The 19,029-nt window shown below is 67.9% G+C and carries 18 protein-coding genes; 11 read left to right on the forward strand and 7 right to left on the reverse strand.

The genetic code is table 11. The annotated features are described in order from the left end of the window. Nucleotides 1–44 precede the first annotated feature (44 nt). Nucleotides 45–2,897 (reverse strand): preprotein translocase subunit SecA, encoded by a 2,853-nt coding sequence (gene secA / locus ABN401_RS12785; protein WP_349685244.1) that lies wholly within the window; start codon nt 2,895–2,897, stop codon nt 45–47. Between the two features lie 244 nt (nt 2,898–3,141). Here secA and ABN401_RS12790 point away from each other — a divergent pair, with 244 nt between their 5' ends. Genes ABN401_RS12790 through ABN401_RS12805 form a run of 4 tightly spaced genes read left to right on the forward strand, consistent with a single transcriptional unit; the run spans nt 3,142 to nt 5,986 of the window. Next, entirely contained in the window at nt 3,142–4,101 is a 960-nt protein-coding gene (locus ABN401_RS12790; protein ID WP_349685245.1) for a peptidylprolyl isomerase, read from the forward strand. Then, complete coding sequence (gene argJ / locus ABN401_RS12795; protein ID WP_349685246.1) at nt 4,098–5,498, forward strand: bifunctional glutamate N-acetyltransferase/amino-acid acetyltransferase ArgJ; 1,401 nt, start codon at nt 4,098–4,100, stop codon at nt 5,496–5,498. The genes ABN401_RS12790 and argJ overlap by 4 nt, the downstream gene beginning before the upstream one ends. Nucleotides 5,499–5,514: 16 nt before the next feature. Further along, nucleotides 5,515–5,736 (forward strand): colicin E5-related ribonuclease, encoded by a 222-nt coding sequence (locus tag ABN401_RS12800; protein WP_349685247.1) that lies wholly within the window; start codon nt 5,515–5,517, stop codon nt 5,734–5,736. Continuing rightward, nucleotides 5,708–5,986, forward strand: coding sequence for a hypothetical protein (locus ABN401_RS12805; RefSeq protein ID WP_349685248.1), 279 nt, complete (start codon nt 5,708–5,710; stop codon nt 5,984–5,986). The genes ABN401_RS12800 and ABN401_RS12805 overlap by 29 nt, the downstream gene beginning before the upstream one ends. Before the next feature lie 185 nt (nt 5,987–6,171). On the opposite strand, the gene rlmN is transcribed toward ABN401_RS12805, so the two are convergent. The 4 genes from rlmN to hslV all read right to left on the reverse strand — a co-directional run bounded on the left by rlmN (nt 6,172) and on the right by hslV (nt 9,964). Next, a complete protein-coding gene (gene rlmN, locus ABN401_RS12810) occupies nt 6,172–7,329 on the reverse strand; it encodes a dual-specificity RNA methyltransferase RlmN (protein ID WP_349685249.1) in 1,158 nt (385 codons plus the stop codon). A 238-nt stretch (nt 7,330–7,567) separates the two neighbouring features. Continuing rightward, the gene (gene hslU, locus ABN401_RS12815; RefSeq protein ID WP_349685250.1) at nt 7,568–8,866 is read right to left on the reverse strand and encodes an ATP-dependent protease ATPase subunit HslU; all 1,299 of its coding nucleotides are present in this window, start codon (nt 8,864–8,866) and stop codon (nt 7,568–7,570) included. 84 nt (nt 8,867–8,950) lie between these two features. Beyond that, on the reverse strand, nt 8,951–9,316 hold the full coding sequence (locus tag ABN401_RS12820; RefSeq protein ID WP_349685251.1) for a GxxExxY protein: 366 nt from the start codon (nt 9,314–9,316) through the stop codon (nt 8,951–8,953). A gap of 90 nt (nt 9,317–9,406) precedes the next feature. Beyond that, nucleotides 9,407–9,964: an ATP-dependent protease subunit HslV gene (gene hslV / locus ABN401_RS12825; RefSeq protein WP_349685252.1), complete on the reverse strand. Its 558-nt coding sequence runs from the start codon at nt 9,962–9,964 to the stop codon at nt 9,407–9,409. Nucleotides 9,965–10,116: 152 nt separating this feature from the next. Between hslV and ABN401_RS12830 the strand changes: the two genes are divergently transcribed. Both ABN401_RS12830 and ABN401_RS12835 read left to right on the forward strand, forming a co-directional pair. Beyond that, a complete protein-coding gene (locus tag ABN401_RS12830; RefSeq protein ID WP_349685253.1) occupies nt 10,117–10,506 on the forward strand; it encodes a BLUF domain-containing protein in 390 nt (129 codons plus the stop codon). 32 nt (nt 10,507–10,538) lie between these two features. Continuing rightward, nucleotides 10,539–11,276 carry a HesA/MoeB/ThiF family protein gene (locus tag ABN401_RS12835; RefSeq protein ID WP_349685254.1) on the forward strand — a complete coding sequence of 246 codons (738 nt, stop codon included), beginning with the start codon at nt 10,539–10,541 and terminating at the stop codon, nt 11,274–11,276. A 71-nt stretch (nt 11,277–11,347) separates the two neighbouring features. Here ABN401_RS12835 and typA read toward each other — a convergent pair whose 3' ends face one another. Beyond that, complete coding sequence (gene typA / locus ABN401_RS12840) at nt 11,348–13,180, reverse strand: translational GTPase TypA (RefSeq protein ID WP_349685255.1); 1,833 nt, start codon at nt 13,178–13,180, stop codon at nt 11,348–11,350. Nucleotides 13,181–13,364: 184 nt separating this feature from the next. Between typA and ABN401_RS12845 the strand changes: the two genes are divergently transcribed. After that, on the forward strand, nt 13,365–13,826 hold the full coding sequence (locus tag ABN401_RS12845; protein ID WP_349685256.1) for a c-type cytochrome: 462 nt from the start codon (nt 13,365–13,367) through the stop codon (nt 13,824–13,826). A gap of 30 nt (nt 13,827–13,856) precedes the next feature. Here the strand turns inward: ABN401_RS12845 and ABN401_RS12850 are convergent, their stop codons facing one another. Continuing rightward, nucleotides 13,857–14,684 carry a phosphatase PAP2 family protein gene (locus tag ABN401_RS12850; protein ID WP_349685257.1) on the reverse strand — a complete coding sequence of 276 codons (828 nt, stop codon included), beginning with the start codon at nt 14,682–14,684 and terminating at the stop codon, nt 13,857–13,859. Between the two features lie 183 nt (nt 14,685–14,867). On the opposite strand from ABN401_RS12850, the gene mutM reads away from it, so the two are divergent. From mutM to dnaA, 4 genes are all read left to right on the forward strand, one after another. Next, on the forward strand, nt 14,868–15,731 hold the full coding sequence (mutM, locus tag ABN401_RS12855) for a bifunctional DNA-formamidopyrimidine glycosylase/DNA-(apurinic or apyrimidinic site) lyase (RefSeq protein WP_349685258.1): 864 nt from the start codon (nt 14,868–14,870) through the stop codon (nt 15,729–15,731). 194 nt (nt 15,732–15,925) lie between these two features. After that, nucleotides 15,926–16,714 carry an enoyl-CoA hydratase-related protein gene (locus ABN401_RS12860; RefSeq protein WP_349685259.1) on the forward strand — a complete coding sequence of 263 codons (789 nt, stop codon included), beginning with the start codon at nt 15,926–15,928 and terminating at the stop codon, nt 16,712–16,714. A gap of 107 nt (nt 16,715–16,821) precedes the next feature. Continuing rightward, a complete protein-coding gene (gene rpsT / locus ABN401_RS12865; RefSeq protein WP_349685260.1) occupies nt 16,822–17,091 on the forward strand; it encodes a 30S ribosomal protein S20 in 270 nt (89 codons plus the stop codon). Between the two features lie 465 nt (nt 17,092–17,556). Then, nucleotides 17,557–18,993 (forward strand): chromosomal replication initiator protein DnaA, encoded by a 1,437-nt coding sequence (dnaA, locus tag ABN401_RS12870; protein WP_349685367.1) that lies wholly within the window; start codon nt 17,557–17,559, stop codon nt 18,991–18,993. Nucleotides 18,994–19,029: the final 36 nt, after the last annotated feature.

Raw genomic sequence — 19,029 nt, forward strand, 5'->3', positions numbered from 1 at the left:
GCCAGCGCTCAAGCACCGAGCAACTGCGTCGCTCGGCGCAAGCCTCAGACCAGCGCGCCGTGGCAGTGCTTGAACTTGCGGCCCGATCCGCACGGGCAGTCGGCATTCCTCGGCGTCCGTTCCCAGCCGGCCGGCAGCATCTCGACGGGCAGCCGCGCCCGGGCGTCGCCCTGCAGTTGGCCTTCGGGGTTCTGCGCCATCGGGTCGGCCATCTCGTTCACGCCCGTGCCGGGGTTCAGGTGGATCTCCTGGAACTCGGGCAGGTCCATCGGCGGCGGGGCCTCGAAGCGGAACTCCACCGTCATCAGCCAGCGCGTCACATTGTGCCGCAGCTCGTGCAGCAGGGTCTCGAACAGGCTGAAGGCCTCGGTCTTGTATTCGTTCAGCGGATCGCGCTGACCGTAGCCGCGCAGGCCGATGACGCCGCGCAGATGGTCCAGGTGCATAAGGTGCTCGCGCCACTGCATGTCGATCATCTGCATCAGGAACTGCTTCTCCAGCCCCCGCATCTGACCTTCGCCCAGCTGTTCCAGACGCTCGGCGGCGCGGGCGTCGGCGGCGGCCTGCAGCCTCTCCTCGACCTCCTCGTTGGACACGCCCTCCTCGGCGGCCCAGTCGTGCAGCGGCAGCTCCAGCCCCAGGGTTGAGCGGACCTTCTCGTCCAGCCCGTCGATATCCCACTGCTCGGCATAGGCCTTGGGCGGCATGAAGCGGTCGACCAGGTCGGTCACCACGTCGTGGCGGAACTCTCCGACCAGTTCGGACAGGTCGTCGGAGTCCATGAATTCCTGGCGCTGCTCGAACACGGCCTTGCGCTGGTCGTTCACGACGTCGTCGTACTTCAGCAGGTTCTTGCGGATGTCGTAGTTGCGGGTCTCGACCCGCTTCTGCGCCGTCTCGACCGCCCGGTTCAGCCACGGGTGGCTGATGGCCTCGCCCTCGGCCACGCCGAAGTTCCTCATGATCGCGTCCAGCCGGTCGCCGGCAAAGATGCGCAAGAGGTCGTCCTCGCAGCACAGGAAGAATTTCGACGTGCCCGGGTCGCCCTGACGGCCGGTCCGGCCACGCAGCTGGTTGTCGATGCGGCGGCTTTCGTGGCGCTCGGTGCCGAGCACGAACAGGCCGCCGGCGGCCAGGGCCTTTTCCTTCTGCACGGCGATGTCGGCCTTCAGCCGCGCCTCTTCGGCGGCGAGCATCTCGGGCGTGACCTCGACGGCCAGATTGCGCTGGTCCTGCCGGTATTTCTCGAGCCGCATCTCCAGGTTGCCACCCAGCTGAATGTCGGTGCCCCGGCCGGCCATGTTGGTGGCGATGGTCACCGCCCCCGGCAGGCCCGCATCGGCGACGATATAGGCCTCCTGCTCGTGCTGGCGGGCGTTCAGGACGCTGTGCGGGATGCCCTTGCCCTTGACGGTCTGGATGTCATAGGCGGCGTCGCCGATCTTCTGGGCGTCCTTCTCGCGGCCCGCATACTCGGGCTTCAGCGTGCGCGAGACCTCGACCTCATAGGCATAGGTCCGCAGCATCTCGGACAGTTGCTCGGACTTCTCGATCGACACGGTGCCGACCAGGATCGGCTGGCCCTTCACATGGCATTCGGCGATCTGCATCGCGATCGCCTGGTTCTTTTCCTTGTAGGTCCGATAGACTTCGTCGTCATGGTCGATGCGCTGGACCGGACGATTGGTCGGCACCTCCAGGACGTCCATCTTGTAGATGTCCAGGAACTCCTGGGCCTCGGTCGCAGCCGTGCCGGTCATGCCCGACAGCTTGTCGTAGAGGCGGAAATAGTTCTGGATCGTCACCGAGGCCAGGGTCTGGTTCTCGGGCTGGATCTTGACGTCCTCCTTGGCCTCGATGGCCTGGTGCAGGCCCTCGGACAGGCGGCGGCCCTGCATCATCCGGCCGGTGAACTCGTCGATCAGGATGATCTCGCCACCCTTGATGATGTAGTCCTTGTCGCGCTGGTACAGGGTGTTGGCGCGCAGGGCCTGATTGGTGTGGTGCACCAGGCTGATGTTGGCGGCGTCGTACAGGCCGGTGGTGTCCTCGGCGAAGTGTCCGCCCTCTTCCAGCAGCTGCTCGATGCGTTCCGAGCCCTCCTCGGTCAGCAGGGCCTGGCGCTGCTTCTCGTCCAGATCGAACGTCGCCGGATCCTTGATCAGCTCCTTCACGATGCCGTCCAGCACCTTGTAGAGCTCGGAGCGGTCCTCGGTCGGACCCGAGATGATCAGGGGCGTCCGCGCCTCGTCGATCAGGATGGAGTCGACCTCGTCGACGATCGCGAAATGGTGGCCACGCTGGACCATCTCGCGCCGGTCATAGACCAGGTTGTCCCTCAGATAATCGAAGCCGAACTCGTTGTTGGTGCCATAGGTGATGTCGGCCCCGTAGGACGCCTGGCGCTGTCCGGACGACAGGCCGTTGACGATCACGCCCACTTCCAGACCCAGGAACCGATAGACCCGGCCCATCCACTCGGCGTCGCGTCGCGCCAGATAGTCGTTGACGGTGATGACGTGGACGCCCTTGCCGCTGAGGGCGTTCAGATAAACCGGGGCCACGGCGACCAGGGTCTTGCCCTCGCCGGTCCGCATCTCGGCGATGCCGCCCTCGTGCAGGATCATGCCGCCGGTCAGCTGCACGTCGTACTGCCGCTGGCCCAGCACCCGCTTGGAGGCCTCGCGCGCCACGGCGAAAGCGTCGTTCAACAGCTTGTCCAGGCCCTCGCCCTGGGCGACCCGGTCGCGGAAGGCGTCGGTCATCATCCGCAGCTCGTCGTCGGACAGGGCGGCGTATTTGGGCTCCAGCGCGTTGATCTTCTGGACCTGGCTCATGAAGTCCTTGACCTTGCGGTCGTTGGAAGAGCCGAAGAATTTCTTGGCGAAGCCGAGCATGGATGATCCGGAAACGGACGAGCGGTTCAGAGCTCAGGAATGCCCCGGGAGCGATCCCGGGGAGGGCGGCGATCAACGCCGCGAGAGGGGCCGCCGGACGGGGCGGCGCCGGGGCCGCGCGAACGCTCGAAAACCCCTCGACTTGGGCGCAGGCGGGACTTAAGCACCGGCCATACCCCTGTCAACGCGAGGGGCTTTTCCCGCCCTGCGTTTGGCCCCTCTTTCAAGCGGGACGGAGCGCGCCATGCGGCACTTTCGCCACCCCCTGACCCTCCTGGCCTTCGCGGGGCTCCTGGTCCTCGCCGCCTGCGGACGCGGCGGGGGCGACGAACGTCCGCCCGAACCCGGCGACCGCGCCGTCGCCCGCGTCCAGAACCAGACCATCTGGGCCTCCGACGTCAAGCGCGAGGCGGTGGCGCAGGGTCTGGTCGGCGAGGGCGAACCCCTGGACGTGACCTCGGACCTGTTCCGCCGCGTGCTGGACGAGGTCGTCGATCAGAAGCTTCTGGCCCGCGAGGCCGAACGGCGCGGTCTCGACAACTCCGCCCTGGCCCAGCGCCGGCTGGAGGCGACGCGCGAGCGTATCCTGGGCGACATGCTGGTCGAGAACGTCGTCAACGGCGCGATCTCGGATCAGGCCGTCCAGACCCTGTACCAGGAGCAGCTGCGCCTGGCCCGCACATCGGAGGAGATCCGCGTCCGCCTGATCCTGTCGCGCACCCGCCAGGAGGCCGACGCCGTCATCGGCATCCTGGGACAAGGCGCGACCTTCGAGGCCGTGGCCCAGGAACGGTCGATCGACGAGGCGACCCGCTATTCCGGCGGCGACCTGGGCTATTCCACCATCGACGTCATGCCCCAGGCCTATGCCAACGCTCTGCGCGACGCGCCCGCCGGCACCACCGTCGGCCCGTTCCAGACCGAGGGCGGCTGGGCGGTCCTGCGGGTCGAGGATCGCCGCCGCGAAAGCCCGCCGACGCTCGAACAGGCCCGGCCACAGATCGTGCGCTATCTGACCTACGAAGGCGTCCGGCAGTTACTGGAGGAGTTGCGCGGCAAGGCCGAGGTCGAGGTCCTTCTCGCCGCCGACGACCGTCAGGCCCAGGAACCGGCCTCCGCTCCGGCCGTCGCGGCACCGGCCCCGGCGGCGGCTCCGGCCACCCAGCCCGCCGCGCCCGCGCCCGCGTCGAAGGCGGCTCCGTGAGCCGCGCACCGCGCGCTCCGGGCGCCACCGGCAAGGCCATCGAACAGGCGGTCGGCAAGGCGCTGGACCCCTTCGCCACGGCGATCCGCAAGGCCACCCAGGGCCCGGCGACGCTCGCCACCCCCGCCGCGCCCGGCAAGCCCGGCCTGAAGGTCTCGCCCCTCGCCGTCCCCTTCCCGGCCATCCCCGGCGTCGGCGGCGTCGAGATGACCACCGCCCGCGCCGGCTTCTACAAGCACGAGCGCGACGACCTGGTGGTGTTCCGCTTCGCCCGGGGCACCAGCTGCGCCGGGGTCTTCACCCGGCACAAGGTCGGCTCGGCCCCCGTCGACTGGTGCCGCCGCCACCTCGACGCGGCGGGCGGCGGTCAGGACGTCCGCGCCCTGGTGGTCAACGCCGGCTGCGCCAACGCCTTCACGGGCAAGGCCGGGGCCGACGCCGCCCGACGCACCGCCTCCGAGGTCGCCAAGCGGTTCGGCTGCCGCCAGCGCGACGTCATGCTGGCCTCCACCGGGGTGATCGGCGTCCTGCTGGACGACCGCAAGATCGTGGCCCGCCTGGTCGAGGTCGAGCAGCGGCTGGACGGCGACACCCCCGCCTCCGAGCAATGGGCGGCCGCCGGTCGGGGCATCATGACCACCGACACCTTCCCCAAGGGATCGTTCGCCGAGTGCAAGGTCGACGGCTACACCGTCCGCATCGCCGGCATCGCCAAGGGCTCGGGCATGATCGCGCCGGACATGGCGACCATGCTGGCCTTCATCGTCACCGACGCCGACATCCACCCCACGGTGCTCAGAGCGCTTCTGGGCCTGCACGTCCGCACCACCTTCAACAGCGTGACGGTGGACGGCGACACCTCGACCAACGACACCTGCCTGCTGTTCGCCACCGGCACCTCGGGCGCGCCGCGCATTGGCCGGGTGGGCGACCGTCGCCTGAAGGCGTTCTCCGCCGCGCTCGACAAGGTCATGCTGGACCTGGCCCATCAGCTGGTCCGCGACGGCGAGGGCGCGTCCAAGTTCGTCAGGATCACCGTCGAAGGGGCCGCGTCGCCCGCCTCGGCCCGCAAACTGGCCAAGTCCATCGCCGACAGCCCCCTGGTCAAGACCGCCATCGCCGGTGAGGACGCCAACTGGGGCCGCATCGTCATGGCCGTCGGCAAGACCGAGGAGCCGGTTGACCGCGATCACCTGGCCATCCGCTTCGGCCCGCATCAGGCCGCCGTCGACGGGGCCGTCTCCTCGACCTACGACGAGGCGAAGATGACCGCCTATATGAAGAACGCCGAGATCGACATCGTCGTCGACGTCGGCATGGGCCGCGCCTCCGCCACCGTCTGGACCTGCGATCTGACCAAGGGCTACATCGAGATCAACGGGGATTATCGGTCGTGAGGCTAGGCCGGGCGTGGTGAAGTCTCCCGCCCGTCTCGCCCGTCAGATGGCCGCGCGTGGCTGGACGGCTGCACAGATCGAGGAGGCGGTTCGCGACGGGCAATCCGTCGCCACGGTCAATGTTGAGACAAGCGGCCCCGCAACGCGCTATACTCATCCTCGAACAGGTCGGTCCGTTGTGATCGACGATGTCACGGGAGACGTGATCCATGTCGGCGGCGACGGCTTCATCTACTGACCTCGCGACGGTCTTCGTCCGCCTGCTGGACGAGGGCACCGACGTCTGGCGGCCGGTGCAGGCGCATCGGCTTGGTGAAACGACCTACCGGCTCGCGGATGAGAGCGTGCCTGAGGATGAGGCCTGGAGCTTCCAGCCTGGTGACATCGTGGTCGTGGAGCAGCGTCAGGATGGTCAGTCGCTGATCGCCGTCGCCCGCGCCATGGACTTCGACGAGCGATCCTGGGCATCGCGTCGGATGGCGAGCTGAGCCTCGTGCACTCTAGAGTTCAGCGTTAGACAGTCGTCGCCTGACCCAAAGGACGGTCGGCACCACCAAGATCGAGAAAACCAAGGCGGACCCCAACAATCTGCCTCCAAATCGCCATGCAATGAAGGCACAAAAGGCCAACCAAACGACCCAGCTATACCAGTAGCGGGTGAACGATCGAAGCATCAGGCCGCCTCTACCGCCGCCTGCTCCGCTCGCCTGAGCGCGCTCGCCCGGACCTTCTCGCTCTCGCTCTTCAGCTGGCCGCAAGCCGCGAGGATATCGCGCCCCCGCGGCGTCCGGATGGGGCTGGCATACCCCGCCTTGTTCAGGATCGCCGCGAACCGTTCGATCGTCTTCCAGTCCGAGCATTCGTAGTCTGTGCCGGGCCAGGGGTTGAACGGGATCAGGTTGATCTTGGCCGGGATGCCCTTGATCAGGTTCAGCAGCGCGCGGGCCTCGTCGGGGCTGTCGTTGACGCCTTTCAGCATGACGTATTCGAACGTCACCCGGCGCGCGTTCGACAGGCCCGGATAGGCCCGGATGCCGTCCATCAACTCGGCCAGGTCGTATTTCTTGTTCAGCGGCACCAGCACGTCGCGCAGCGGATCGTTCGTCGCGTGCAGGCTGATCGCCAGCATGGCCTGGGTCCGTTCGCCCAGCGCCTGCAACTGCGGCACCACGCCACTGGTCGAGACCGTGATCCGGCGACGCGACAGGGCGATGCCCTCGTTGTCACTGATGATGTCGATGGCATCGGCGACGTGGTCCAGATTGTAGAGCGGTTCGCCCATGCCCATGAACACGATGTTCGACAGGCGGCGGTCCTCCTTGGGCGACGGCCATTCGCCCAGATCGTCGCGCGCCACCTGCACCTGGGCCACGATCTCCGCCGCCGTCAGGTTGCGGACCAGCTTCTGGGTGCCGGTGTGGCAGAAGGTGCAGTTCAGCGTGCAGCCCACCTGGCTGGACACGCACAGCGCCCCCGCCCGGCCCACGTCCGGGATATAGACCGTCTCGATCTCGATGCCCGGCGCGGTGCGGATCAGCCACTTCCTCGTGCCGTCGTTCGACACCTGCCGCTCGACGATCTCGGGCCGGGCCAGGGTGAAGGCCTCGGCCAGCCTGGCCCGCGTTTCCTTGGCGACGTTCGACATGGCGTCGAAATCGGTGACCCCATAGTGGTGGATCCAGCCCCATACCTGGCTGGCGCGCATCTTGGCCTTCTCCGGCGGACAGATGTCGGCGTCGATCAAGGCCTGGCGCAGGCCCTCGCGCGTCAGACCGGACAGGTTGACGGGGGCGGTCGGCGCGGGGCGCGAAAGATCGAGCGTCAGGCTCAAGGCAGGGGTCCTAGCAGGGGGTCCCGGGGGGCGGGAGGCGCGGCTTATAGCACGGATCGCGCTGGTTTTAAGGCGGGCGAGCAAGGCTTCTCCCTCCCCGGCACGGGGAGGGTGGTCGAAGCGAAGCGAAGGCCGGGTGGGGGCGGCCGATGGTCCAGACGACGAGCAGGAAAGGGCCGCCCCCACCCGGTCGCTTCGCGACCTGCCCTCCCCTGAAGTGGAGGGAGAACATCGCGGGTCAGAGGATGAACCGGCTCAGGTCCGCGTCCTTGGCCAGTTCGGCCACCCGCTCGCGAACCGCGTCCCCGTCGAACGACACCGTCTGGCCCGACAGGTCCGAGGCCTTGAACGAGGTCTCCTCCAGCACTCGCTCGATCACGGTCACCAGCCGCCGCGCGCCGATGTTCTCGACCGCCGAGTTCGCCGCCACCGCCGCGTCGGCCAGAGCCTCGACCGCGTCGGGCGTGAAGACCAGATCCACCTTCTCGGTCGCCAGCAGGGCCTGGTTCTGGCGGATCAGATTGGCCTCCGGCTCGGTCAGGATGCGCACGAAGTCATCCCGCGTCAGGGCCTTCAACTCCACCCGGATCGGCAGCCGCCCCTGCAGTTCGGGCAGCAGATCGCTCGGCTTGGCGACGTGAAAGGCGCCGGACGCGATGAACAGCACATGGTCGGTCGTCACCGGCCCGTATTTGGTCGAGACGGTGGTGCCTTCGATCAGCGGCAGCAGGTCGCGCTGCACGCCCTCGCGCGACACGTCGGCCCCACCCCGGTCCTGGCGCGCCGCGACCTTGTCGATCTCGTCGATGAAGACGATGCCTTCGTTCTCGGCCAGGGCCACGGCCTCACGCGCCAGGCTGTCCTGATCCAGCAGCTTGTCGCTCTCCTCGGTCATCAGGGGAGCCATCGCCGCCTTGACGGTGGTCTTGACCGCCTTCGTGCGCCCTCCGCCCAGCTTGCCCAGCATCTCCGACAGATTGATCAGCCCGACGTTCTGGCCGCCCAGGTCCATGCCCGGAATGGCCGGAGCGCTCTCGGCCATCTCGACCTCAATCTCCTTGTCGTCCATCTCTCCTGCGCGCAGCCTTTTCCTGAAGGCATCCCGCGTCGCCGGCTGCGAGCCCGGCCCGACCAGGGCGTCCAGGATGCGCTCCTCGGCCGCCGCCTCGGCCTTGGCGCGGACGCCCGCCCGACGCTGATCGCGCACCATCACCAGCGCCGCCTCGACCAGGTCGCGCACGATCTGGTCGACGTCGCGCCCGACATAGCCGACCTCGGTGAACTTGGTCGCCTCGACCTTCAGGAACGGACTGCCCGACAGCTTGGCCAGCCGCCGCGCGATCTCGGTCTTGCCGACGCCGGTCGGTCCGATCAGCAGGATGTTCTTGGGCGTGACCTCGTCCCTCAGGTCGTCGGGCACGCGCTTCCTGCGCCAACGGTTCCGCAGAGCCACGGCGACGGCGCGCTTGGCGTCATCCTGTCCGACGATGAAGCGATCGAGCTCGGAAACGATCTCGCGGGGGGAAAGGTCTGTCATGGGGCTCAAATGGGAAGTCGGTCAGGCTTTGGGAGAGGAGTTCATCACCAAGGTCACCAAGGATGCACCAAGGACACCAAGGCATCAGAGCACGATGCGCCGCAGGCCATCCTTCAGCAGGACCGAGTTGAAGTTGATGAGATAGCCGAGGCGCACGCCTGAAAACCGAAGGTAGGTCAGCACCTGAGCCGCATGGATCGACGCCAAGGCGTCGATCGCCTTGACCTCCACAATCACGACTCGTTCGACCAGCAGATCGAGGCGATAACCCACATCCACTCGCACTTCGCCGTATGTCACGGGAATCCCAACCTGACGCTCGACGCTCAGGCCGGACTTGCGCAGTTCTTCCGCGAGACAGGCCTCGTACACGGTCTCGAGTAGCCCAGGCCCCAGGGTCTTATGCACGGCGAACGCCGCATTGAGGACGGCCCGTCCGATCTGGTCCACGCTCTCGGGGACGGGCTCGGTCCCTTGGTGTCCTTGGTGCATCCTTGGTGCCCTTGGTGATGAACCTTGTCCCCGCGACCTAAACGAACCCTATCCCAGCGTCTCCACCGTCAGGTTCCCGTTCGTATAGACGCAGATCTCCGCCGCGATCGCCATCGCCCGGCGCGCCACGCCTTCCGCGTCCAGATCGGTGTTGTCCACCAGGGCCCGGGCCGCCGCCAGGGCGAAGTTGCCGCCCGATCCCACCGCCGCCACGCCGTGTTCGGGCTCCAGCACGTCGCCCACGCCGGTGACCGTGAAGATGCTGTGCCTGTCGGCCACCAGCAGCATCGCCTCCAGCCGCCGCAGGTAGCGATCGGTCCGCCAGTCCTTGGCCAGGTCGACACAGGCGCGCGCCAGCTGGTCCGGATACTGCTCCAGCTTGGCCTCCAGCCGCTCGATCAGGGTAAAGGCGTCCGCCGTCGCTCCCGCGAAACCCGCCAGCACCTTGCCGCCCGCCAGGGTCCGCACCTTGCGCGCCGCGCCCTTGACGATGGTCGGCCCCATTGAGACCTGGCCGTCGCCGGCGATGACGGTCCGGCCGTCCTTTCGCACCGCCAGAATGGTTGTGCCGTGCCAGTCGGGAAAGGTCGTCGTGCGCTCGCTCATGGGCCGCAGATGGCGACCGAAATGGGGCGCGGCAAGCCCCGCCGACACGAAACCATTGCAAATACAACGCCTCGCGAAAGACACAATAAAACCACTGTAACCCGTTACATTGACAATATCACACCGCTACGTCGCCAACTTGAGGTTATGTCGTGCTCTATAGGCTGATCTATGCCAGCGAGGCTGTCGGCTCCACCGGGGCATCGACCCTGTCCGTCGCCCAGATCCTGGGCGCGGCCATCACCAACAATCGGCGCGACAACCTGACCTCGGCGGTGATGTTTCACGAGGGCTGGTGCCTGCAGGGCATCGAGGGCTCGCGCCAGGACATCGACCGCCTGATGCGCCGCATCCGCGAGGATCGCCGCCACCAGAACGTCCGCGTCCTGTCCGACAAGCCCATCGCCAGCCGCAGCTTCCATGAGCCGATGGCCCTGTGCGACGATCCCGCCGCCATGCTGCGCGCCATCGGGGCCACCGACATGTCCCGCATCACCGCCCATGAGGCGGACCGCATCGTCGAGCTCAAAAAGGCCGCGTGACGCCCGGCTCGCCTGCGCCTAACTGAGGGCGCATGGAATTCTCTCCGGACGAAGTCGAACGCTACGCCCGCCATCTGGTCCTGTCCGAGATCGGAGGACCGGGACAGCAGCGGCTCGCGGCCTCCACCGTCGCCGTCATCGGCGCGGGCGGCGTCGGCTCACCGGCGGCGATGTATCTGGCGGCGGCGGGCGTCGGCGCGATCCGCGTCATCGACCCGGACACGGTCTCCCTGTCCAACCTCCAGCGCCAGATCCTGTTCGCCGCCACAGACGTCGGCCGACCCAAGGTCGCGGTGGCCGCCGGTCGCCTGACCGCCCTCAACTCCCATGTCCGCATCGAACCGGTCGCCCAGGCCCTGAGCCCGGCGAACGCCGCCGCCCTGATCGCCGGGGCCGACGTCGTCCTGGACGGCACCGACGACTTCACCGTCCGCCATGCCGTGAACGCCGCCAGCGTCGCCGCCGGCATTCCACTGGTCTCGGGCGCGCTCGGCCGCTGGAACGGACAGGTCGGCGTCTTCACCGGCCGCCCCTGCTACCGCTGCCTGGTGCCCGACCTGCCGCCCGACGCCGAGACCTGCGCCCGCGTCGGCGTGGTCGGAGCTCTTGCGGGCGTGATCGGCTCGATGGCGGCGCTGGAGGCGATCAAGCTGATCACCGGCGCGGGCGAGCCGCTGACCGGGCGTCTGCTGCTCTACGACGGCCTGTCCGCCACCAGCCGCACGGTGGCGGTCACGGCGGATTCGGCGTGTGCGGTCTGCGGCGAGTAGGTCTTTGGGCCTAGGTCTTTGGGCTTAGGTGTCGCACACCTGCCCAAGCCCTAAGCCCTAAGCCCCAAGCCCTATTCCGGCCGCTGGCGCTTCTTCCTGAAGCTCGGGTTCAGCGTCTGCTTCCTCAGCCGGATCGACTTGGGCGTCACCTCGACCAGTTCGTCGTCGGCGATATAGGCGATGGCCTGTTCCAGGCTCATGACCCGCGGCGGTGTCAGGCGCACGGCCTCGTCCTTGCCACTTGCGCGGACGTTGGTCAGCTGCTTGCCCTTGATCGGGTTGACGTCCAGGTCGTCCCAGCGGCTGTTCTCGCCGATGATCATGCCTTCATAGGTCTTCTCGCCGGCGCCCACGAACATCACGCCGCGATCCTCCAGGTTCCACAGGGCGAACGCCGCCGTCTCGCCGTCGGAGTTGGAGATCAGCACGCCCTTCAGGCGGCCCGCGATCTCGCCCTTGTAGGCTTCGTAGTGGCTGAACACGCGGTTCAGCACGCCCGAGCCGCGCGTGTCGGTCAGGAACTCGCCCTGATAGCCGATCAGCGACCGCGACGGGCACTTCAGCTGGATGCGGGTCTTGCCGGCGCCCGACGGGCCCATGTCGGTCATCTCGGCCTTACGCGCCGACAGCTTCTCGATGACGATGCCCGAGAACTCGTCGTCGACGTCGATCATGACGTCCTCGATGGGCTCCAGCTTCTCGCCGTTCTCGCCTTCCTGGAACACCACGCGCGGGCGGCTGATCGAGACCTCGAAGCCCTCGCGGCGCATGTTCTCGATCAGAACACCCAGCTGCAGTTCGCCTCGACCCGCGACCTCATAGGCGTCGCCGCCCTCGGTCGTGGTGACCCGGATGGCGACGTTGGCCTCGGCCTCCTTCAGCAGGCGATCGCGGATCACCCGCGACTGGACCTTGTCGCCCTCGCGACCGGCCAGGGGGCTGTCGTTGACCGATACGGTCATGCTGATGGTCGGCGGGTCGATCGGCTGGGCCGGCAGGGCGTCGGTCACTTCCATGGCGCACAGGGTGTCAGCCACGGTCGCCTTGGACATCCCGGCGATGGCGACGATGTCCCCGGCCTCGGAGCCCTCGTCCAGCGGTTGGCGCTTCAGGCCGCGGAAGGCCAGGACCTTGGTGATCCGGCCCCGCTCGATCTCCTTGCCGTTCCGGTCCAGGGCGTGGATCGCCATGCCGGGGACGGCCTTGCCGCTCTCGATGCGGCCGGTCAGGATGCGGCCCAGGAACGGATCGCTCTCGATCAGCACGTTCAGCATCTGGAACGGCTTGTCGCGGTTGTCCTGCACCTTGGGCGGCGGGACGTGGCGCACGATCAGGTCGAACAGGGGGTTCAGATTGTCGTTGGGCTGGTTCAGATCCAGCGTCGCCCAGCCGTTGCGGCCCGAGGCATAGATGTGCGGGAAGTCCAGCTGCTCGTCCGTCGCGCCGATGGCGGCGAACAGGTCGAAGGTCTCGTTGTGGACCCGGTCGGGATCGGCGTGGGCGCGGTCGACCTTGTTGATGCACAGGATGGGACGCAGGCCCATCTTCAGCGCCTTGGTCAGCACGAACTTGGTCTGGGGCATCACGCCCTCTTCGGCGTCCACCAGGATGACGCAGCCGTCCACCATGCCCAGGATCCGCTCCACCTCGCCGCCGAAGTCGGCGTGGCCGGGGGTGTCGATGATGTTGATGCGCGTCTCGCCCGCCTCGCCGTTCCAGAGCACCGAGGTGCACTTGGCCAGGATGGTGATGCCGCGTTCCTTCTCCTGGTCGTTGGAGTCCATGGCGCGCTCGGTCGTCGCCTCATTGGCTCGGAAGACGCCCGACTGGGCCAGGAGCTGGTCGACCAGCGTGGTCTTGCCGTGGTCGACGTGGGCGATGATGGCGACGTTGCGTAGGTTCATGGTGGGTTCTGGGTCGTTCAATGCGAAAAGGCGGCCGACAGGTTCGGAGGCCGCTGGATAAGGGGCGTCATTGCGGGGAGCGCGCGCCTCCTACACCGCGACCGCCGAAATGGCCATAGCCGCCCCGTTTGACAGCGTCACGGCACGGGCGCAGCCTCGTCTTCTATCCATCGGAGGCGGGTCGATGAAGCGGGTTCTGATCGCGGGGGCTCTGTCCCTGATGTGCGTGGCCGGTGTCGCCGGGGCGCAGGACGAGGTTCTGCCAGAGGACGCCGCCAAGATCGTGGCGGTGCGCCAGGCCTCCTTCGCCATGTCGGCGGCGACTTTCGGCGGCATCAAACAGGGTCTGGACGCCGGGGTTCCGCTCCAGCAGCTGGCTTTCGCTTCGAACGGCCTGTCCCGCTGGGCGGCGTCCATGACCGTCGCCTTCGTGCCCGGCACCGGCCCGTCGGCGGTTCCCTCGACCAAGGCGAAACCCGAGATCTGGACCGACTGGACCGGCTTCCAGGCCAAGGCCGCCGACTATCAGTCCGCGACCGCCCGCCTTCGCGACGCCATCGCCGCCGGTGACGCCGCCGCCGCGAATGAGGCCTGGGCCGCCACGCGGGCCACCTGCGGATCGTGCCACGACGCCTATCGGTCGTAGCGACCGCCACTCCGACCAGGTCGATCCTGATCAGGCCAGGGCCGTGCCCAGGGACGGTCGCGCCCGACGGCGGCGGCGCGCCCGTCGCGCCGCGACGGGGCAGTGGAGCATGAAGCGATGCAACAGGCAGAGAACCAGCGCGGTGATGGCCCATGACAGCACGATATCCGACAGGAAATGACCGCCGAACAACAGGCGGTTGAACGACAGGGCGGCGGCATAGGCGAAGACCGCCGGGATCAGGATGGCGCGCCACGGTTGCGGCGTCATGACAACCGCCACCGCCGCGATCCAGGCGGCGGAAGACGCCTCGCCCGAGACGAAGGAACAGTTCGAGGCGCACTGGTCGGTGATCGCCCAGGCCCGCGTGAACTCGGCCTCGCCGCCGAAGGCCTCGATCTGGATCGGACGTGCCCGGCCCCAGCTCGACTTGAACACGCCGTTGACCACCAGCCCCGACGCCAGCGCGAGGCCGGAGATCAGAAACAGCGCCTTGCGCGCCTCGCGCCAACCCGTCCACCACCCGCGCACGGCGATGACGATGAGAGCCAGCAGCGTCAGCCCCATGACCCAGCTCGACGACTTTCGCAGCGCCCTCAACGCCGGGTCCGTCGTCGCCACGAAGCCGAGGGCCGGATCGTGGAACAGGTCGCTCACCGTCAGATCGACGCCGGGCAGCAGGGCGAAATAGGCGGACAGCGCCAGCGCCAGGACCAGGGCAGCGGCGATCGGTGAGGCCGCGTCAATACCGGCCGCGAGCGATAGACGCAGTTTCAGGAAACCCCGACGCAGAGACCGCCCCGTCCCGGCCAAGCGGTCGCCTCTGCGGCTTCCCGCGAGCGTCTGCACGAACGTCATCGATTCCCCCAAACCGAGCGGCGTCTGGAAGGACGCATGCCCGACTCGTGCGTCGGCCACGTCACGGAAACATGGGTATCTGGCGGCGGTTCGGCGCCGTTTTCCGATGCGGTTCGTCCGGAACCGGAGATCCCCTGCCAGACCCGCTTTGCGCTACGTCGCGGCCGCCGCTAGACCCGCCTCATGCCCGAGCTTCCCGAGGTCGAGACCGTCCGGCGCGGCCTGGAGCCCGTCCTGGTCGGCGCGCGCCTGACCCGCGTGCGCCAGAACCGGCCGGACCTGCGCTTTCCCTTCCCCGACCGCTTCGTCGAGCGGCTGGACGGCGCGACCGTCCTTGGCGTCCAGCGCCGCGCCAAATACCTGCTGGCCCCCCTGTCGACCGGCGACACCTGGGTCACCCACCTGGGCATGACCGGCCGCTTCACGATCGACGGCGAACAGCTGGGCGAGTTCGAGGAGGCCGCCCCGATCGCCGGCAAGCACGAGCATATGAGCCTTTGCGCGATCCGGGACGCCGCCTCGACCCGCGTGGGCTTCGCCGACGCCCGCCGCTTCGGCTTCATGGGCCTGATCGCCTCTGACGCGGTCGAGACCCATCCCTGGTTCGCCGCCATCGGCCCCGAGCCGCTCGGCAACGCCTTCTCCGCCGCCCATCTCGCCGAGGCCTTCCGGGGCAAGGCGCAGAACATCAAGGTCAGCCTGCTGGACCAGCGCATCGTCGCCGGGCTGGGCAACATCTATGTCTGCGAAGCCCTGTGGCGGGCGAGGATCTCTCCCACCCTGCCCGCCGGCCGCGTCTCCCGCCCCCGGCTGGAGGCCCTGACGGTCGCCATCCGCGACGTCCTGACCGAAGCCATCGCGGCGGGCGGCTCGACGCTGCGCGACTTCGCGAACGCGGAAGGGGGGCAGGGCTATTTCCAGCACGCCTTCGACGTCTATGGCCGCGAGGGTCAGGATTGCCGCCGCGACCCCGCCCATCCCGTCATCCGCCGCATCGTCCAGGGCGGCCGCTCGACCTTCTACTGCCCGGCGTGCCAGAGGCGATGAAGGGGCCATCGGCTACGTCCGCTTCTGACGCAGCCATCCCCTAGACTGCGCCGACAGTCCCGAACCGGGCCAAGGCGGGAGGCCGATTTCGCACTATTCAGACGCTTCGCACCCATTTTTTGATGAACGGGCCACGCGCCCGGTCCTTTCGCCCCACCCGGGGCCTTGGTAAGCCCGCGCTGGAGGAGACCCCCATGGCCGATACCTACGACACCCTGCTGATCGAACGTCACGCCGACGGCTATGCGGTGGTCACCCTCAACCGGCCCGAGGCGCTGAACGCCCTGAACTCGGCCCTGTTCACCGACCTCGCCGCCTTCCTGGACGCGGTCGAACATGACGACACGGTCCGCTGCCTGATCCTGACCGGATCGGGCGACAAGGCCTTTGCCGCCGGCGCCGACATCAAGGAGATGGCCGACCAGACCTATGCCGAAATGTACCGGGGAAATTTCTTCGCCCACGGCCACGACCGGATCGTGCGGTTCCGGAAACCCATCATCGCCGCCGTCAATGGCTTCGCTCTGGGGGGCGGCTGCGAGCTGGCCATGCTGTGCGACTTCATCGTGGCCTCGGACAAGGCGAAGTTCGGCCAGCCCGAGATCAACCTGGGCGTCGCGCCGGGCATCGGCGGCTCCCAGCGCCTGACCCGTCTCGTTGGAAAGTCCAAGGCCATGGACATGGTGCTGACCGCCCGGATGATGGACGCCGCCGAGGCCGAGCGCGCCGGCCTGGCGTCGCGCGTCTTCCCCCATGACCAACTGCTGGACGAGACCCGCAAGATCGCCGCCAGGATCGCCGCCCAGAGCCCCCTGGCCGTCATGGCCAACAAGGAGATGGTCAACGCCGCCCTGGAGACGACCCTGACCCAGGGCGTCCAGTTCGAACGCCGCCTGTTCCACTCCCTGTTCGCCTTCGAGGACCAGAAGGAGGGCATGACGGCCTTCATCGAAAAGCGGAAACCGGATTTCAGGGGCAGGTAGACTCTTCGTTGACCCTCCCCGCCCCTTCCGCTATACGCCCCGGCTCTTGAAGATTTCCGCGCCGTGGACGGGGTGTCCGCGGCGTTTCCGTTGATAGGTTCTGACGAATGGCCAACAATGCCGGCGCCAAGAAAGCGATCCGCAAGATCGCCGCGCGCACCGAAGTGAACAAGTCGCGCCGCACCCGCGTCCGCACCTTCCTGAAGAAGTTTCAGGAAGCCGTGACCGGCGGCGACGCCGACGCCGCCAAGGGCGCCTTCGTCCAGGCCCAGTCCGAGCTGATGCGCGCCGTCACCAAGGGCGTGGTTCACAAGAACACTGGCTCGCGCAAGGTGTCGCGCCTGGCCGCCCAGCTGAAGAAAATGTCGGCGGCCTGACACGGCTTCCGATCGGCCGTCATCGGCCTGTCACGCGAAAATCAAATGATTTCAACGGCGAATAGGCACCTGCTTATTCGCCGTTTCGCCGTATGCGGATAAGTGATCACAGGGGAAACGGGGCTCGCCGAACAGGCGAAACGCTCATTTTCCCAAGCAGGATTTACACTTGGCGGAGTCAACGAATTTAGTTGCCGTCACGCCAACGAATCAGCGTTGACCCTCGCCGCCCCGGGCGTAAGTTTTGGCTCCTAACGCACTTCCATCCCTTCACGGATGAAGACGGAGCGGGGCCTCAAACCCCTGCGCCGGCGGGAGATGTCTGTTCGCCAGGTCGGCCCCCCTTTTCGAAGCGCACGCTTCGAGAGGCAGGTGAAGTCGTCCCTCGATCAGACCGTCCCGGCGAAGGTCCGGAACCGTACGGTTCCGGAGTGGCATGACATTTTTGAGGCGGGTGAGGAAACCATGGGGGGACTGGCGGCGGCGTCGACGAACATGACCGATCCGGAGCGGATCTGGACCGAAGCCTCGCTGCGACTTCGCGCCGAGATCGGCGAGGGTCCGTTCAGCTCCTACATCGCTCCCTCCGCCGTCCGCGCCGACGGCGCCGGCCAGCTGATCCTGGTCACCCCCACCGGCTATGCCCGGGACTGGGTCCGGAAGAACGCCCTGCGTCGTCTGAACGAGCTGTGGCTAGGGCTCGACGGCCTGTCGCGCCGGCTGGACGTCCGTTGCCGCGCCGAAGTCGCCTCGGTCACCCCGGCCTCCGCCGTCGCCGTCCAGGCGCTTTCGACGGCCGGGCTGGAGACACCGGTGGCACCGACCGTTCCGCCCGTCACGGACGGCGCCCGCGCGGTCCGCGCCGCCGGGCTGCAGGAGCGACTGACCTTCGACAGCTTCGTCGAGGGTCAGGGCAATGCCTTCGCCCTGGCCATCGCCCGCCAGACGGCCGCCTGGGCCGACGGCCATTTCAACCCGATCTTCTTCTGCGGCCCCTACGGCTACGGCAAGACCCACCTGCTGAATGCCATCGCCTGGGAGGCGCAGCGCCTGCGCCCCGACGCCAAGGTCGTCTATCTGACCGCCGAACGCTTTCTTTCGACCTTCGTCAAGGCGATGCAGGACCGCTCGACCGCCGCCTTCAAGGAGAGCCTGCGCTCGGCCGACATGCTGCTGCTGGACGACGTCCAGTTCGTCGGCGGCAAGGCCTCCACGCAGGAGGAGCTGCTTTCGACGCTGACCGCTCTGATCGAGGACGGCAAACGCATCGTCCTGTCGGCGGACCGCCCGCCCATGGCCCTGACGGAGGTGGAGCCGCGCCTGCGCAGCCACCTCGCCGCCGGCCTGACCTGTCCGGTCGAGCCCGCCGACCGGACGCTGAAGATCGCCGTGGCCCAGAACCGCATCGCCGCCTTCGCCCGCATGGGCTTGGTCTCGGGCGAGGCGCCGCGCGACGTGCTGGAACAGCTGGTCGACCGCACCCCCGGCTCGGTGCGCGAACTGGAAGGCGCCATCAACACCCTCGCCGCCGCCGCCGGTCCGCGCCTGACCACCCTCGGTGCCGACGAGGCCGTGGCCCTGCTCGGCTCGGCGCTCCGCGGCGGCCCCGAGCGCCGCATCACCGTCGACGAGATCCAGAAGACCGTCGCCGAGCACTTCAACATGAAGCAGGCCGACCTGCTGAGCGAACGCCGCACCCGCGCCGTCGCCCGCCCGCGCCAGATCGCCATGTGGCTGTGCAAGCAGCACACGACCCGGTCCTATCCCGACATCGGCCGTCGCTTCGGCGGGCGCGACCACACCACGGTCCTGCACGGCGTGCGCAAGATCGAGGAGCTCATGCCCCAGGACGACCAGATCGCCCGCGACGTCGAGGCCTTGACCCGCAAGCTGCGGGGCTAATCGGAAGGCGGGGGCGTTGCCCCCCGCCGCCAATCC

The sequence above is a fragment of the Brevundimonas aurifodinae genome (assembly GCF_040195595.1).
Lineage (GTDB): Bacteria > Pseudomonadota > Alphaproteobacteria > Caulobacterales > Caulobacteraceae > Brevundimonas > Brevundimonas aurifodinae.

What these genes read in the sequence shown, in the direction of transcription:
- ABN401_RS12805 (WP_349685248.1), top strand. Translation starts at nt 5,708, where the DNA reads ATGTCGGCGGCGACGGCTTCATCTACTGACCTCGCGACGGTCTTCGTC.
- ABN401_RS12835 (WP_349685254.1), top strand. Translation starts at nt 10,539, where the DNA reads ATGGAATTCTCTCCGGACGAAGTCGAACGCTACGCCCGCCATCTGGTC.
- rpsT (WP_349685260.1), top strand. Translation starts at nt 16,822, where the DNA reads ATGGCCAACAATGCCGGCGCCAAGAAAGCGATCCGCAAGATCGCCGCG.
- secA (WP_349685244.1), bottom strand. Translation starts at nt 2,897, where the DNA reads ATGCTCGGCTTCGCCAAGAAATTCTTCGGCTCTTCCAACGACCGCAAG.
- ABN401_RS12845 (WP_349685256.1), top strand. Translation starts at nt 13,365, where the DNA reads ATGAAGCGGGTTCTGATCGCGGGGGCTCTGTCCCTGATGTGCGTGGCC.
- typA (WP_349685255.1), bottom strand. Translation starts at nt 13,180, where the DNA reads ATGAACCTACGCAACGTCGCCATCATCGCCCACGTCGACCACGGCAAG.
- hslV (WP_349685252.1), bottom strand. Translation starts at nt 9,964, where the DNA reads ATGAGCGAGCGCACGACGACCTTTCCCGACTGGCACGGCACAACCATT.
- mutM (WP_349685258.1), top strand. Translation starts at nt 14,868, where the DNA reads ATGCCCGAGCTTCCCGAGGTCGAGACCGTCCGGCGCGGCCTGGAGCCC.
- ABN401_RS12860 (WP_349685259.1), top strand. Translation starts at nt 15,926, where the DNA reads ATGGCCGATACCTACGACACCCTGCTGATCGAACGTCACGCCGACGGC.
- ABN401_RS12850 (WP_349685257.1), bottom strand. Translation starts at nt 14,684, where the DNA reads ATGACGTTCGTGCAGACGCTCGCGGGAAGCCGCAGAGGCGACCGCTTG.
- dnaA (WP_349685367.1), top strand. Translation starts at nt 17,557, where the DNA reads ATGGGGGGACTGGCGGCGGCGTCGACGAACATGACCGATCCGGAGCGG.
- ABN401_RS12790 (WP_349685245.1), top strand. Translation starts at nt 3,142, where the DNA reads ATGCGGCACTTTCGCCACCCCCTGACCCTCCTGGCCTTCGCGGGGCTC.
- hslU (WP_349685250.1), bottom strand. Translation starts at nt 8,866, where the DNA reads ATGACAGACCTTTCCCCCCGCGAGATCGTTTCCGAGCTCGATCGCTTC.